15 protein-coding genes and 1 pseudogene are annotated in these 14354 nt (G+C 75.9%); 8 read left to right on the plus strand and 8 right to left on the minus strand.

Annotated elements, in window-relative coordinates:
• The first annotated feature begins 13 nt into the window (after positions 1 to 13).
• Positions 14 to 856: an ABC transporter ATP-binding protein gene (locus BI06_RS07725; protein ID WP_199523255.1), complete on the plus strand. Its 843-nt coding sequence runs from the start codon at positions 14 to 16 to the stop codon at positions 854 to 856.
• A gap of 87 nt (positions 857 to 943) precedes the next feature.
• Entirely contained in the window at positions 944 to 1933 is a 990-nt protein-coding gene (locus tag BI06_RS07730) for an ABC transporter substrate-binding protein (protein ID WP_030393606.1), read from the plus strand.
• Positions 1934 to 1966: 33 nt separating this feature from the next.
• On the opposite strand, the gene BI06_RS07735 is transcribed toward BI06_RS07730, so the two are convergent.
• From BI06_RS07735 to BI06_RS07750, 3 genes are all read right to left on the minus strand, one after another.
• Entirely contained in the window at positions 1967 to 3496 is a 1530-nt protein-coding gene (locus BI06_RS07735) for a protein kinase (RefSeq protein ID WP_051740448.1), read from the minus strand.
• A gap of 475 nt (positions 3497 to 3971) precedes the next feature.
• Positions 3972 to 5246: a hypothetical protein gene (locus tag BI06_RS50420; RefSeq protein WP_037779736.1), complete on the minus strand. Its 1275-nt coding sequence runs from the start codon at positions 5244 to 5246 to the stop codon at positions 3972 to 3974.
• Complete coding sequence (locus tag BI06_RS07750) at positions 5243 to 6100, minus strand: RNA polymerase sigma factor (RefSeq protein WP_233290095.1); 858 nt, start codon at positions 6098 to 6100, stop codon at positions 5243 to 5245. The genes BI06_RS50420 and BI06_RS07750 overlap by 4 nt, the downstream gene beginning before the upstream one ends.
• A 317-nt stretch (positions 6101 to 6417) precedes the next feature.
• On the opposite strand from BI06_RS07750, the gene BI06_RS07755 reads away from it, so the two are divergent.
• From BI06_RS07755 to BI06_RS07770, 4 genes are all read left to right on the plus strand, one after another.
• Positions 6418 to 7110, plus strand: a complete 693-nt coding sequence (locus BI06_RS07755) for a hypothetical protein (protein WP_030393610.1) — start codon at positions 6418 to 6420, stop codon at positions 7108 to 7110.
• A gap of 211 nt (positions 7111 to 7321) precedes the next feature.
• Positions 7322 to 8023 (plus strand): VC0807 family protein, encoded by a 702-nt coding sequence (locus tag BI06_RS07760; protein ID WP_030393611.1) that lies wholly within the window; start codon positions 7322 to 7324, stop codon positions 8021 to 8023.
• A 184-nt stretch (positions 8024 to 8207) separates the two neighbouring features.
• The gene (locus tag BI06_RS07765) at positions 8208 to 8948 is read left to right on the plus strand and encodes a tyrosine-protein phosphatase (protein ID WP_051740451.1); all 741 of its coding nucleotides are present in this window, start codon (positions 8208 to 8210) and stop codon (positions 8946 to 8948) included.
• A 67-nt stretch (positions 8949 to 9015) separates the two neighbouring features.
• Entirely contained in the window at positions 9016 to 9777 is a 762-nt protein-coding gene (locus BI06_RS07770) for a Clp protease N-terminal domain-containing protein (RefSeq protein WP_030393613.1), read from the plus strand.
• A 120-nt stretch (positions 9778 to 9897) separates the two neighbouring features.
• On the opposite strand, the gene BI06_RS07775 is transcribed toward BI06_RS07770, so the two are convergent.
• Positions 9898 to 10389: an NUDIX hydrolase gene (locus tag BI06_RS07775; RefSeq protein WP_051740454.1), complete on the minus strand. Its 492-nt coding sequence runs from the start codon at positions 10387 to 10389 to the stop codon at positions 9898 to 9900.
• Positions 10390 to 10453: 64 nt separating this feature from the next.
• A complete protein-coding gene (locus BI06_RS07780) occupies positions 10454 to 10891 on the minus strand; it encodes an SRPBCC domain-containing protein (RefSeq protein WP_030393615.1) in 438 nt (145 codons plus the stop codon).
• Positions 10892 to 11061: 170 nt separating this feature from the next.
• Between BI06_RS07780 and BI06_RS07785 the strand changes: the two genes are divergently transcribed.
• Positions 11062 to 11424, plus strand: a complete 363-nt coding sequence (locus BI06_RS07785) for an STAS domain-containing protein (RefSeq protein WP_199523256.1) — start codon at positions 11062 to 11064, stop codon at positions 11422 to 11424.
• Here BI06_RS07785 and BI06_RS07790 read toward each other — a convergent pair.
• The 3 genes from BI06_RS07790 to BI06_RS07800 form a co-directional block, all read right to left on the minus strand.
• Positions 11329 to 12309, minus strand: a complete 981-nt coding sequence (locus BI06_RS07790) for a sigma-70 family RNA polymerase sigma factor (RefSeq protein ID WP_078879926.1) — start codon at positions 12307 to 12309, stop codon at positions 11329 to 11331. The genes BI06_RS07785 and BI06_RS07790 overlap by 96 nt on opposite strands.
• A gap of 129 nt (positions 12310 to 12438) precedes the next feature.
• On the minus strand, positions 12439 to 12702 hold the full coding sequence (locus tag BI06_RS07795; RefSeq protein ID WP_149030306.1) for a hypothetical protein: 264 nt from the start codon (positions 12700 to 12702) through the stop codon (positions 12439 to 12441).
• 144 nt (positions 12703 to 12846) lie between these two features.
• Positions 12847 to 13113 carry a UBP-type zinc finger domain-containing protein gene (locus BI06_RS07800; protein ID WP_030393619.1) on the minus strand — a complete coding sequence of 89 codons (267 nt, stop codon included), beginning with the start codon at positions 13111 to 13113 and terminating at the stop codon, positions 12847 to 12849.
• 77 nt (positions 13114 to 13190) lie between these two features.
• Here BI06_RS07800 and BI06_RS50425 point away from each other — a divergent pair.
• Positions 13191 to 14354 (plus strand): annotated as a pseudogene (locus BI06_RS50425) (TIGR00374 family protein); the annotation flags it as partial.

The raw sequence follows: 14354 nt of genomic DNA on the forward strand, positions 1-14354 counted from the left end.
CGTGGAGGCCCCGATGCTGCCCGACACCGAGTCCGCCGAGCCCGTGCAGCGGGTGTCCCACCGCCTGGAGGCGCGGGACCTGACGCTCGCCTACGAGGCCCGCACCGTCGCCGAGGGGCTCGACCTGCGGATCCCGGACGGCCGGGTGACCGTGATCGTCGGCCCCAACGCCTGCGGCAAGTCCACCCTGCTGCGCGCGCTGGGGCGGCTGCTGAAGCCGGTCCGCGGCGCGGTGCTGCTGGACGGCGAGGAGCTGGCCCGCGTCCCCACCAAGCGGATCGCCCGGCGGATCGGGCTGCTGCCGCAGTCGCCGTCCGCCCCCGAGGGCATCGCGGTCGCCGACCTGGTGTCGCGCGGCCGCCAGCCGCACCAGAGCTGGTGGCAGCAGTGGTCGGCGGAGGACGAGGCCGCGGTCGCCGAGGCGCTGGAGCGCACCTCGACCGCCGAGCTGGCCGAACGCGGTGTGGACGAGCTGTCCGGCGGGCAGCGGCAGCGGGTCTGGATCGCCATGGCGCTCGCCCAGGGCACGGACATCCTGCTGCTGGACGAGCCGACCACCTTCCTGGACATCGCGCACCAGGTGGAGGTGCTGGACCTGGTCCGGCGGCTGAACGTGGAACGCGGCCGGACGGTCGTCGCGGTGCTGCACGACCTCAACCAGGCGGCCCGGTACGCCGACCACCTGGTGGCGATGAAGGACGGGCGGATCGTCGCCCAGGGACCGCCGGCCGAGGTGGTCACGGCGAAGCTGGTGCGCGAGGTGTTCGGGCTGGAGTCGGTGGTGGTGCCGGACCCGGTGACCGGCACTCCGCTGGTGGTGCCGGGCGCGCCGTGGGCGGCCACCGTGGACGCATAGCCGCTTTTTACGCACCAATTCGGACATAATCGACGCGCTGCCGTGTCCTTCCGCCCGTCTGCGCTGTCCGAGCCGCCCGAGGTGCCGATGTCCCCGATCACCCGCCGCACCCTGCTGACCGCGCTGCTCGGCGGGCTCGGGGGCGCCGCGCTCACCGGCTGCACGGGCCGGCCCGCCGCGCCCCCGCCGATGGACCTCGCGGCCGCCGCCGAGGCCCCCTCCCCCACCGCGCCGCCGAGCGTCACCGTGGCCACCGCCACCGGCCCGGTCACCGTGCCCGGGGCACCCGCGCGGGTCGTCGTGCTGGACACCGCCGAACTGGACTCCGCGCTCACCCTCGGCATCACCCCGGTCGGCGCGGCCCGGGCGGCGGCGGACCCGGCCTTCCCCGACTACTGGCCCGCCTCCCGGCTCGCCCCGATCGCCTACGTCGGACCGATCGGCGCCCCGGACCTCGCCGCCGTCCGCGCGCTGCGGCCCGACCTCATCCTCTCCAACCAGTCCCGCGACGGCGGCCGCTACGACGAGCTGCGGGCGATCGCCCCGACCGTCCTCACCGCCACCACCGGCGCGGCCTGGAAGGCCGATCTGCAGACCCACGCCGAGGCGCTCGGCCGGCAGGACGCCGCGGCGGCGTTCATGGCCTCGTACCAGCGGCACGTCAACCAGGTGACCGCCGCGCTCGCGAACGCCAGGGCGGGCGGCCGGAAGGTCAGCCTGGTCCGCTTCGTCGAGGGCGGCGGGATCCGCCTCTACGGCCGGCAGACCTTCCCCGGCGCCGTCCTCGCCGACGTCGGCGTCCCCCGCCCGGACTCCCAGAACACCGACCGACCGGACCAGGAGCTCCCGCCGGACCAGCTCGCCAGGGCCGACGGCGACCTGCTCCTGTACGCCGGCTACGGCGACCCGGAGCGCAACGGCCTCACCGCCACCCTCGCGAGCCCCGGCTGGCAGGCCCTGGAGGCCGTCAAGGCCCACCGCGCCTTCCCCGTCGACGACCAGCTGTGGTTCCAGGGCATCGGCTGCACGGGCGCCAACTACCTGCTCGACGAACTCCAGCGCTTCCTCGGCGCCTGACCGGCTCCTGCCCCGGGACACCCGGCCCGGAGCTCAGTCGTCCTGGTCGGCGGTGGCGTTGAGGGAGGTGATGAGGGCCGAGAGACGGGAGTTCCAGTTCTGGTAGGTCGGCCCCTCGATGGAGTGCCGCTTGGCGAGGTCGCGGACGGTGCGCTGGGCGCTCTTCAGCTTGTTCGCGGCGTCGTCGGGCCGGCCCTCGTTGATCTTGGCGGTGGCCTCGTCGAGGGTGCGGAGCAGCTCGATCTGGCGGGCCCGGTCCTTCTCCACCTGGGTCTGCGCGACGCTCTGGCGCAGGGCGTTGATCTGCACCAGCGGGGCCTGGTTGTGCGGCGGCTGGGTGGTGGGGGCGGCCGAGGGCGTCGGGGACGGGGTGGTGGCCGTCGGGGTCGGGGCGGGGGCCTGCGTCGGGGTGGGCGCCGGGGTGACCGGCGCGGTCGTGGTGGGCCGGGCGGACGGCGCGGCGGCGGGCTTGGACGGCTCGTCGAAGGCGGTGAGGGCGAGCATCGCCGCCCCGGCCGCACCGGCCAGGCCCAGGGCCCCGAACACGATCGGCCGGCGGCGGCTCTCCCGCACCGGCTCGGCCGCCGGGAACGGAGCGGCGGCCGGGATCGGCGCCATCACCGAGGTGGCGGCCGGCGGCGCCGGCTGCGGCGGCAGGAGGGTGGTGTGCCGCTGGTCGGCCGACGGCGGCACGGCCTGGGGGAAGGCCGCGGCGAGCAGCTCGGTGGTCGGGTCGGCGGGCACCAGCCCCGGGACGCAGGCCAGCAGTTCGGCCCGCGCGGCGGCGGCGTCGGCGGGGCGGTCGGCCGGGTGCTTGGAGAGGAGGCGCAGCACCGCCGTGTCCAGGGCGGGCGGCAGGCCGGGCCGCCGGACGGAGGGCGGCAGCGGCAGTTCGCCGACGTGCTTGTAGGCGATCGCCACCGGGGTCTCGGCCTCGAACGGCGGCGAGCCGGTGAGCATCTCGGTGAGCACGCAGCCGACCGCGTAGAGGTCGGTGCGGCCGTCCACCGGGCTCGCGGTGGCCTGCTCGGGCGACAGGTAGGCGGCGGTGCCGAGCACCGAGGCGGTCTGGGTGAGGTTGTGCGAGGAGCCAGCGCGGGCGATGCCGAAGTCCACCACCTTCACCCCGCCGTCGTGGGTGATCATGATGTTGCCGGGCTTGATGTCCCGGTGCACCAGGCCCGCCGCGTGCGCGTGGGCCAGCCCCTCGCAGACCGCGGCCGCGATCCCGACCGCCTGCTCGACCGGCAGCCCCGGGCGCTGGGCCAGCAGCACGGCCAGCGACCGGCCCTGCACCAGCTCCATCACAATGTACGGCGAGCCCTGGTCCAGGCCGGAGTCGAAGACCATGGCGATCCTCGGGTGGACCAGCATCGCGGCGTGCTGCGCCTCGCGGCCGAACCGCTCGGCGAACCTCGGGTCGTCGGCGAGCCCCCCGTTGAGGACCTTGACGGCCACCTGGCGGCCCAGCACGTGGTCCACCCCGCGCCACACGGTGGCCATGCCGCCGACGCCGAGTATCTCGACGAGCTCGTAGCGCCCGTTCAGCGCGCGTCCGATCACCTGGAACCGCTCCCCTCAGAGGCCCTGTCCGGGGTCCCGGACCGCCTCGTGCACGTGTGCACGATAGCCCCCGGGGGTGACCGGCCCGTCCGCCGACGGCCCGCCGCGGGAAGGGGTGGCGGCCGGGGAACCGGGCAGCGGATCCCCGACCGCCGGCTCGTGGTCGTGCCCGGTGGAGGGGCACGATCGGTGCGGTTCGGCAGGCAGGTCGAGCGGGTGCCGGCCCGCCCTGACTGCGGGCGGGCGGGCCGGCGGGGTCCGGTCCGTCCGGACCGGCGGCGCGTTCCGGGGTGCGCCGGCCGGTCCGTCCGGTCCGGCCGGGTGGACGGTGGGCACGGGGGGGCCGACCGGCCACCCGGGGTCCGGGTGGAGCGGGTACTGCGGTGATGCGGGTACTGCGGTGGTGCGGGGTGGAGCGGTCCGGATGAACGACGGGCCCGGGGGGATTCGCCCGCCGCTCATCCGGAGTTCTGGGTCACCTCCGGTTGCCCGGGGTGCTGTCGGGTCGTGCCGTGCGGTCCGGCCCCGGCCCTACGGGTGGGTCCGCCGCCGGCGGGACGGTGGCGGTCCTCGGTGCGCGGCCGGAGCCGCCGTCGCCGTTCCCGCCGCTGCCCGCGTTGCCCGGACCGGAGCCCGGACCGCTGCCACCGGCCGCGGCCGCGGGGTCGCCGTCCTTGTTCTTGCCGCCCTGGCTGGTGCCGCCCTGACCGGTACCGCCCTGGCTGTTGCTGCCCTGGCTGTCTCCGCCGCCCGGTCCGGAGCCGCCGCCGGACCTGCCCGAGCCCGAGCCGGAACCGGCGCCCGGCCGGGAGTCCCCGGAGCCGGAGCCCTGGCCGGAGGCGTCCTTGTGGTCGTCGTCGCCCGGGTCGCGGAGCGCCCGCGCGCAGTAGTCCGCCACCTTGTCCGGCCCGCCGGCCTCCGCGATCAGCACGCCGAACTGCGGATCCGCGACCAGCAGCCTCGGGCGCTCGCCCTTGCCCGCCCGGTCGGCGAACACCTTGCACAGGGCCGCGTGGGCGGAAGGGGTCGCGGAACTCCGGCCCTCGCCCGGGGTGCGGGCAGGCGTCTCCTCGGTCCGCTTCTCCGGCCCGGACGGATCGGCCGTGGTCGGGTCCGCGGCGGCCGGGCCGCCCGAGGCGGTACCGGGACGGGACGGACTGCCGGACGACGCACCGCCGCTCGCGCCACCGGTCGGAGCGGAGGCGGACGGCGGGTTCGCCGGCCGGGCGGCCGGTGCCTCGGACCGCGTCGCCGCGGTGGCCGACGGGGCGGAGGTGTCCGGGGCGACCACCCCCCGGTGCGGCTGGTCCGAACCGCCGCCCAGGGTCACCGGAAGGTTGCCCGTGCCGGCCGCGACCGCGACCCCGCCCAGCGCCGTGGCACCGAGCACGACGGCAGCGGCCTTCGTACTGAAGGCCCTGGTCAGCGTGGCGGCGGCCATCGAACGTCTCCGGACGGGTGCGGGTGCGGCGGGTACTGCTGCGGACGCGAGACGGGCCTCCCGGAACGCGGCCAGGGCCGCTTCCTCCCCGGCCAGTTCGCCCCCCGTCGCCGGCGCCGCGGCGGCGGCGAGCACACGGGCGACCCGGTCTGCCGGTCCGGCTTCGGACCGGGGGGACCCCGTGCGCCCGGTGCTGCCGTCCGGGCCGGTGAGCGAGGCGCCCTGTCCGGCCGGCGGGCCGCCCACGGCACCGGCGAGCAGCTGCTCGGCGGTGTCACGGTCGATCCGACGGGGTCGGTTGGTGCTCATCTCATGTCCTTCAGCGTCGCGGCCCGGCGTTCTGTCACACCTTGGGGAGAACTTTTTCTCGCGGATCTTCCACGGCCCTGCCGCACGGTCCCGCTGCCCGCCGGACCGTTGTCGGGGACCGACCGCGAGGCCGGGATCCCGGCACCCGCCGCACCACCGCCCCCACCTGTCGGGAAGGACTGCTCCAGCAGCTCGGCGAGCCGCTTCAACCCCCGGTGCGCGGCCATCCGGACGCTGCCGGAGCGCTTGCCGAGCACCTGGGCGGCGCTGTTCGCGTCCAGCTCCATCACCACCCGGAGCAGTACCGCCTCGGCCTGGTCCCGCGGCAGCCGGGAGATCAGCGCCAGCGCGTCCGAGGTGCCGACGGAGGCGAGGGCCGCCCCGGCCGTGTCGTCCCCGCCGGCCAGCTCGGCGAGGTACTCGACCGGCAGGTCGGCGACCGGCCGTCGGCGCCGGGCCCGCAGGTGGTCCAGGGCCCGGTTGCGGGCGACGGTCGCGGCCCAGCCGCGGAAGCCGTCGCCGTCCCCGGAGAAGGAGCCCAGGTCGCGGGCGATCTGGAGCCAGGCCTCGGAGGCGATGTCCTCGGCGTCCTGGGCGTCCTCGGGCCTCCCGCCGACCAGCACCCGCAGATAGCGGAGCAGACCCGGCTGCACGCTGCGGAAGAGCAGTCGGAAGGCCTCCTCGTCCCCGCGCTGGGCGGCCCGGACGGCCTCGGTCAGATCGACGGGGGCGGGGGCGGGGGCCTCGCGCGGGGGCGGGCCGAGGGGCGGGCCTGACGTCGTGACCGGTCCGGACCGGCCGACGGGGCTGTCGGTGCCCGCTCCGGGGCGTTCTGCACTCTGCACCCGCCACATCATGCGCCATCCGGGCGAACGCCCCGGTCCGGTGAGCCCGACCGTTACCCGGTCCGGCCCCGGCCCGGTCCGCGGGCGGCCCCGGGGCGGTCCGCAGGCGCTCCCGGACCCGGCGGGCACACGTCGCCGGGCCCTTGGACGGACCGCGCGCGGGGCGAAGGTCCCGGGACCTGCTGGCCTTCGCCCGCGGCCGCGCGACCGCCGCCCTGCCTACGTTGTAGGTGAACGATCCGTTCCGGCCGCCGCCGCCCGCGCCCAGCCCCTCCCCCGCCCCGGGTGCCGCCGAGCACTGCCTGCCCCGACCCCCAGGGACCGTCATGACCACCGCCCGCGAGTTCCACGAACGCGGCCTGCGCGACCACCTCGCGCCCGCGCTCCGGCTCCTGGGCCTCACCGGCGGGCGGCGGACCTTCGCCCTCCCCGACCCGACCCACTGGGCCATGGTCGGCGTGGTCGAGCGGCCCGCCGACGGACGGGTCCGCTACACCTTCGACCTGAGCCTGGTCAGCCGCGCCGACTGGTCCGCCGCGGCCTTCCCCGGTCCGCGACCGGACCCGCGCGCCGTCTACGGCATCGAGTCCTGGCGGTCCCGGATCGGCGAGCTGCTGCCGGTGCGGGAGGACGTCTGGTGGGAGGTGCTGCCCGGGCCGCGCTGGCAGGTCGCGCTGGACGACTCGGTGGCCGCCGTCCGCCACTACGGGCTGCCCGAGCTGCGCCGCCGGCTGGACCGGGAGCGCGGTGACGGCACCGGCGAGACCTATCTGTCCGCCGCCGAACTGGAGCAGGTCAACACCACGCTGCTGGCCGTCCCGGTGGCCCGGATCCAGCGCGCGGAGCTGGTCGGCAGGGTGCTGGTGCTGACCGGCGCCTGGACCCGGGCGGACGCCGCCGCCCGCACCGTGCTGCGCGGCGTCGCCCGGGGATTCCTGTCGGCCGAGGACGAGCGCTTCACCGCCGTGCACTGCGCGGACACCCTGGGCCGGCCGCTCTGGGACTTCGAGCGCAGCTGACCGCGGGTCGGCCCGACGTTGCGTCAACTCCCTCACAGGTCGGGCGTATTCGCAGCTCGGCTGCACTGTCACGGCGCGCACCGTGACAACTGTCATGCGGATCCCGCAACGGACGGCACTGCTGGGCGAGGGGTCCCGCTCGGAACACTGGAGGCACGACGGAGCGGGCAACGCCCCGCCGACCGAGCAGCCAGTCCGGGGAGGACCCACCATGAGCCAGATCGCCGCCGCCGACGCCGTCACCACCGGCGCCGCCACCGCCGTCACCGCCAAGGCACCGCACCCGCTCGTCAGGACCCTCCGCCCGCTCGCCGTCGACATCGCGGGCCCGCTCGCCGCCTTCTACCTCCTCCACTCCGGCCTCGGGACGAGCGAGTTCGCCGCCCTCGCCTGGAGCAGCGCGTTCCCGGTCGCCCGGACCGTTCTCGGCCTGGCCAAGGACCGGACGCTGAACCGCTTCGCCGCCCTGATGCTCGGGGTGAACCTGGTCGGCCTGGTGCTCACCACCGTCAGCGGCGACGCCCGGCTGATGCTCGCCAAGGAGGCCGTGCTCAGCGGCTTCATGGCGCTGGCGATCCTGGGCTCCGCGCTGACCGCCCGGCCGCTGATGTCCGCCGCGCTGCGCCCCTTCCTCACCAAGGGCGAGGCCGCCCGGGAGGCCGCCTGGGACCGGCTCGCCGCCGGCTCGCGGCCGTTCCGCCGCTACGAGCGGCTGTTCTCGGTGATCTGGGGCTCCGCGCTGCTCGCCGAGTGCGTGGCCCGGGTGGCCGGCGCCTTCACCCTGCCGGTGGCGACCATGGCGTGGCTGTCCACGGTGCTGCTGGTCGGCGCGATCGTCGCCGGTTCGATGCTCGGGCAGGCCGCCGCGCAGCCGATGGAGAAGCTGGTCCGCACCGAGGCCGCCGCCGCCTGAGCGGCACCCGGACACCGACGGACCGCCGACGTACCGCCGACCGACCTCGGACCGCCGCCGACGGACCGCTGTCGAACCGTCACACCCTGATCATCGGACGATCCGAGGAACCATCCCGCTCCACCGGTAGTCCACATAACGAGGGGGTAACGGGACCCCCTCGCCGAGGAAAACGGGGAACCTGATGAGCCGGGCAGACGCGCGCACCACCGCCACCGAGGACCGCACGCTCGTCTGGGACGGCTGCCTCAACGTCCGCGACCTGGGCGGACTGCCCACCACCGCCGGAACCCGCACCACCCGCCGGGCGATCGCCCGGGCCGACAACCTCGACCGCCTCACCGCCGAGGGCTGGGACGCCCTGCTCGACCACGACGTGCGCACCGTCGTCGACCTGCGCAACATCGAGGAGTACAAGCCGCTCCTCCCTCTCCCCGGGGACGTCGAACTGATCCGCGTCCCGCTGGACGAACTCGCCGGCCCCGCCTGGTGGCAAGCCTACGGCCACCTCGACGGCACCCCGCTCGCCCTGCGCCCCTACTTGGACCACTGCCCGCGCGCCGTCGCCGAGTTGATCGCGACGATCGCCGGCGCCCGCCCCGGCGGACTGGTCGTGCACTGCGGCGCCGGCCGCGACCGGACCGGCCTCGCCGCACTGCTGCTGCTCGCCCTCGCCGAGGTCGAGCCCGCCGAGATCGTCGCCGACTACCTGCTGAGCGCCCCCAACGTCCGCCCCCTCTACGGCATGCTCGGCCTCCCGGACCAGTACCGGCGGATCGACGCCGTGCTCGCCGAGGCCGGCACCACCGCCGAGGCCGCCGTGCACGCCGCCCTCGCCGGTCTCGACCCGGTCGCCCGGCTGTCGGCCGCCGGCGTCTCCGCCGCCGACCTCGCGGCCGTCCGCAGCCGGCTGCTGGCCCCCTGAGACTCCAACTCGCCCCATCGTCAACCGATGGTTGACGATTCGGTATCGACAACCTACGGTTGACGGCATGGAGAATCCGATCGTTCCCAAGAGCACTCCGCTGCGCCTCGACGACCTGATCGACGCCATCAAGAAGCTCCACCCGGACGCGCTCGACCAGCTCTCGGACGCCGTCATCGCGGCCGACCACCTCGGCGAGCTCGCGGACCACCTGATCGGCCACTTCGTCGACCAGGCCCGCCGCTCCGGCGCCTCCTGGACCGACATCGGCCACAGCATGGGCGTCAGCAAGCAGGCCGCCCAGAAGCGCTTCGTGCCCAAGGACCCGGCCACGCCCAACGACCTCGACCCCAGCCAGGGCTTCGGCCGGTTCACCGACCGGGCCCGGCACGTGGTGATGGCCTCCCAGGAGGAGGCCCGCCGGGCCGGCAACGCCGAGATCGGGGCCGAGCACCTGCTGCTCGGCCTGCTGGTCGAGCCCGACGGCCTGGCCGCGCGGGCGCTCGTCGGCCAGGGCGTCACCCCGGAGGCGCTGCGCACCGCCGCGACGGCGGCGCTGCCCGCCCCGGCCGCCGAGGTGCCGGCGCTGATCCCGTACGACGCCCGGGGGAAGAAGGCGCTGGAGCTGACCTTCCGGGAGGCGCTGAAGCTCGGTCACAACTACGTCGGCACCGAGCACATCCTGCTCGCCCTGCTGGAGCTGGAGAACGGCGCCGGGGTGCTGGACGACCTCGGTGTGCGGAAGGAGGGGATCGAGCGGTTCGTCGTCGAGATCCTCGCCGCGTTCACCGCCCCGGGCACCGACGGCACCGGCGCCGGGCAGGCGTGACCGGACCGTTCCGGGGGCCGCGGGACGGGCGCGCCCCCGGGACACCGGCGGGGACGGCGGGGACGGCCAGGACGACCGGGACGACCGGGATGGCCTGGACGACCGGGACGCCGGTCGCGGTCAGAAGCCCGACACGTGGGTGGTGACGATCCGCACCCGGCCGTCGGCCTTCGCCTCCAGCGCCGCACGCAGCCGCAGCGAGCGCGCCGGGCCCAGGAGTTCGAGCGCCTCCCGGTCCTCGACCCAGCGGTGGTCGTCGAGTTCGCCGGCCGGGACGGTCACGGGGGTGCCGTCCGGGACACTGCCGAAGTCGAACAGGAAGTGCTCGGCCGGGTGGTCGAGTTCGCCCGAGGGGTGGGTCCAGGAGATGGCCAGCAGTTCGCCGGCCTCGCGGACGATGCCGGTCTCCTCCAGCAGCTCCCGGGCCGCGCACTCGGCCGGGCCCTCCCCGAGGTCGATCGTCCCGCCCGGGAACTGCCAGTGCTCCCGGTACCCGGCCTTCACCAGCAGGATCCGACCGGACGCGTCCCGCAGGACGCACCCCGCCGCCGCGTAGATCCGCGGCAACGAGGCCAACCACTCTTCACGGGACTTCAACGGCTCGACCGGCACGGCGGGCCCTCCTCGGGCTCTGGGACGATGTGCGCCCCACTCTGCCAGCCGGGCCCCGCCGGCCTCAGCGACGGGCCGCGAGGTGCTCGACCAGCCGGTCGAAGCTGGAGTTGTGCCCGGCCTCGGCCTCCGGGCCCAGGTACATCGCCGGGACGTTCTCCTGCTCCATCCGCACCTCGGTCCGGCCGTCGCCGAGGTCGGTGAGGGTGATCCGGCCGGTCAGGCCGACGCCCTCCTCCAGGAACTCCAGCAGCTCGCCCTCGCGAACCGCCGTGAACCGGCCGCGCACCGGGTAGCGGTCGCCGGTGGCCTCCAGCACCATCGTGCTGTCGAAGCGCCCGCCCACCTCCGGCTCGATGGTCACGGTGTCCAGCGGGACGGTGGTGCCGACCGGGCCCCAGAAGCGGACGAACTGCTCGGGCTCGACGTACGCGCGGAACACCTCGGCCGGGGTGGCGGGCAGCTCGCGGACGATGGACAGGGTGCCGAGGTTCTCGGTCATGGTGGTGGTTCCCTCTGTTCGGTGCACGCGGCCCGGTGCCGCGCTTTCGGAGGGGTAGACCGGGGGCCCGGCGGAAACTCATCGCTCCCCGGCGAAGTTTTTCCGGCGGACTTTCCGGAGAACTTCCCGGCGGGCCGATGAGCCCCGGGCGCCGGACCGGTCTCCCCTGGGTGAAGACCGAGACCCGCACCTCCGCCGCCCCTCCGTTGATCTGCGACCTGGGCGCGCTGACCGCCCCCGACCTGGCCGTGGTCGACGCCCTGGCCCGGCTGCGGCTCGCCGCGGCCCGGCACGGCGTGCGGCTCGTCCTGCGCAACGCCAACGGCCCGCTGCGCGAACTGTTCGCGTTCAGCGGGCTGGCCGCCGTACTGCTCGTCGAACCGGACGAGGAGCAGGACGGCGGGGAGTACTGGGAGGCGTACGGCGGGGAGGCGGGGCTACTCCCCGGCCTCCAGCCGGGGCGGCAGGCCGAACAGCGGGAAGAGCACCTCGGTGTCGAGGAAGTTGGTGACCCCGGTGATCCGGCCCGATGACACCTCCAGCACGATCAGCGACCACGGCTCGTGCCCGCCCGCCGGGCTCGGCCGGTACTGCCCGAACGCCTGGCTGCCGTTGGCCACCACCGGCACCAGCCGGGAACCCCGGCAGCCGGACCCGGGACCGAGCATCCACTCCCGGATGTCCGCGTGCCCGGTCAGCCAGAGCGCGAACGGCGGCATGTTGAGCGTGACGTCCTCGTGCAGCAGCGCCGCCAGACCGTCCATGTCGTACGCCTCGAACGCGGCGACGTACCGGGCCAGCAGCGCCCGGTGGTCCTCGTCCAGGGTCGGGGCCGGGCGGCTCGCGGCGGGGTCGGCGGCGAGCGCGGCCCGGGCCCGCTGGAGCGCGCTGTTCACCGAGGCGACGGTGACGCCGAGCAGTTCGGCGACCTCGTTGGCCCGCCAGCCGAGCACCTCGCGCAGGATCAGCACCGCCCGCTGCCGGGGCGCCAGCCGCTGGAGCGCGGCGACGAAGGCCAGCCGCACCGATTCGCGCTGCGCGGCCACCTCGGCCGGGTCGGCCGTCTCGGGCAGCACCCGGCCGTCCGGCGCCGGGCCGAGCCAGGCGACCTCGGGCAGCCGGGCATCGGTCGCGGTGGCCACGGTGGACGGGCCGGCCAGGTCCATCGGCCGGGCCCGGGCGTTGCGGCCGTTCAGCGCGTCCAGACAGACGTTGGTGGCGATCCGGTAGAGCCAGGAGCGGAGCGCGGCGCGGCCCTCGAAGCCGCGGTGGTGGCGCCAGGCCCGGACCATGGTGTCCTGGACGGCGTCCTCGGCCTCGAAGACCGAGCCGAGCATGCGGTAGCAGTACCCGGTCAACTCCGTCCGGTACCGCTCCAACTGGAGCTCGACCGGCTCCTCCGTCATCAGCTCGGCCATCGCCCGTACCCCCACTCGCCCGCCGCCGTCGATCGTCCCGAACGTACCGCAGGCCACCGACAGCACCGCCGCGCGCCCCGGACCGGCCCTGACCGCACATCAGGACGGTGACCGGGGCGCGCGGTCGGGTCAGTGCGCGCTGTGCTTCTCGGCGCCGCGGTGGCGGTGGCCCTTGAGTTCGGCGTGCTGCGCGGGCGCGGGGTGCGGGACGGCGGTCGCGGAGTCCCGGCCGCCGTGCCGGAAGGCGGCGCTCGCGGATCCGGCGGCGGCCCGCGCGGAACCGGCCGGGCGGGGCGGGAGCGCGATCGGCATCGTGGCCATCCCCCGGCGCTCCAGCAGCTCCTGGGTGCCGCGGCGGAGCTTGTGAGGGCTCCCCGCTGTTTGCTTGGTCATCGTCGGCTCCCTTCGGCGGCCGTCGGCCGGACAGGCGCCGACCGAGGGCCGTACGGGCGTTATGTCCAGATCTGTCGGGAGTTACACCTCAACCCATGGGCACCCGGACGTCAACCCGGTCGGGGCCCCGACCCGGCCGGGCCGTCACCCCATGAGCTCGTGGACGTAGCACCAGCGCCAGTCCTCCCCCTGCTCGTAGGAGCGGATCACCGGATGGGAACTGTTGTGGAAGTGCGCGGTGGCATGCCGCTGCGGCGAGAAGTCGCAGCAGCCGATGCGGCCGCAGTCCAGGCAGAGCCGCAGATGCACCCAGTCCCGGCGCCCCTGCGCCAGGCAGTCGGCGCAGCCGTCCAGGGGTGGCAGGGGCGCGAGGTCCCGGGGTGCGGCGGCGAGGTCTTCGCAGGCGCTCATGGGACGCAGGGTAGTGACGGCGGGCCCGCCCCGCGCCCCGAGACACGCTGCCGGGGGCTCGTGGGAGCATGCCGTCCGTGGGGGATGCGACGGGGAACGCGACAAGCGGCAGGGCCGGCGGCACGGTCGACGGCACGGACGACAGCACGGGGGGCGACACTTCGGACGGCACAGCGGGCGACACAGCGGGCGTCCCGGCGGACGGCACGGCGGCCGGCCCGCCGCCCCCGCCCGGCCCCCCGGGCATAGCCGCCACCGGCCGGGTCCGCCAGCCGGCCGCGCTGATCCGGCTGCTCGCGGGCCTCGTCGTGATCGCCCTGACCCTGCTGTCCGCCGACTACGCCCGCGCCACCACCAACGGCCTCGCCGAGGACGTCGGCGGCGCCGCCGCCCTGATCCCGCACCCGCTGGGCGGCGTCGCCACCGGCCTCACCACCGCCGCCCTGCTGCTCCTGCCCGGCTGCTCGGCCGCCCGCCGGCTGCTGGCCCCCGGGGCCGACCGGCGGCACGTCCTCCAACAGCTCGCCGACGGCGTGCTGGCCGCCGTCCTGGCGTACGGGGTCACCCTGCTCTTCGCGCTGTGGATCGACGACCCCGCGCCGTTCTCCCTGGTCTCCGCACTGACCCGGCCGCTGCCCGGCGCCCCGCTCGCCCACACCGAGCCGGTCTACGGCTACCTGGCGCCCGTCCTGGCCTTCCTCACCGCCTCCGCGGCCCGCGAACGCCGGGTGCCGTGGACCGTCCTCACCCTGTCCGCGCTGGCCGGGATCGCCGCCGGGGCGGCCACCCCGACCGCGCTGCTGCTCGGTGTGCTGATCGGCTGGACGGCCGCCCACGGCACCCGCTGGGCCGTCGGCACCCCGGACCCCCGGCCCCGGACCGGCCAGCTGCTGCACAGCCTGCGCGAGGCCGGCCTGCAGCCGGTGTCCGTCACCCCGGACGGCCCGGACCGCTACCTGGTCCGCCAGCACGGGGACCGCCCCGACCTGGACGTCCAACTGCTCGACCGGCAGGCGGTCACCGCCGCCCTGGTCCAGCGGGCCTGGCGCCGACTGCGGCTGCGCACCGCCCCGCACCCGCGCGCGCTGCGCTCGCTGCGCACCGGCCTGGAGCACGAGGCCCTGGTCTCCTACGCGGCCGTCGCCGCCGGGGTCCGCACCCGCCCGGTCGCCGCCACCGCCGAACTCGGCCGGGACGCGGCACTGGTCGCCTACCGGCGGCTGCCCGGCCGCACCCTGGAC

Source organism: Kitasatospora sp. MBT66 (assembly GCF_000710405.2).
Classification (GTDB): domain Bacteria; phylum Actinomycetota; class Actinomycetes; order Streptomycetales; family Streptomycetaceae; genus Kitasatospora; species Kitasatospora purpeofusca.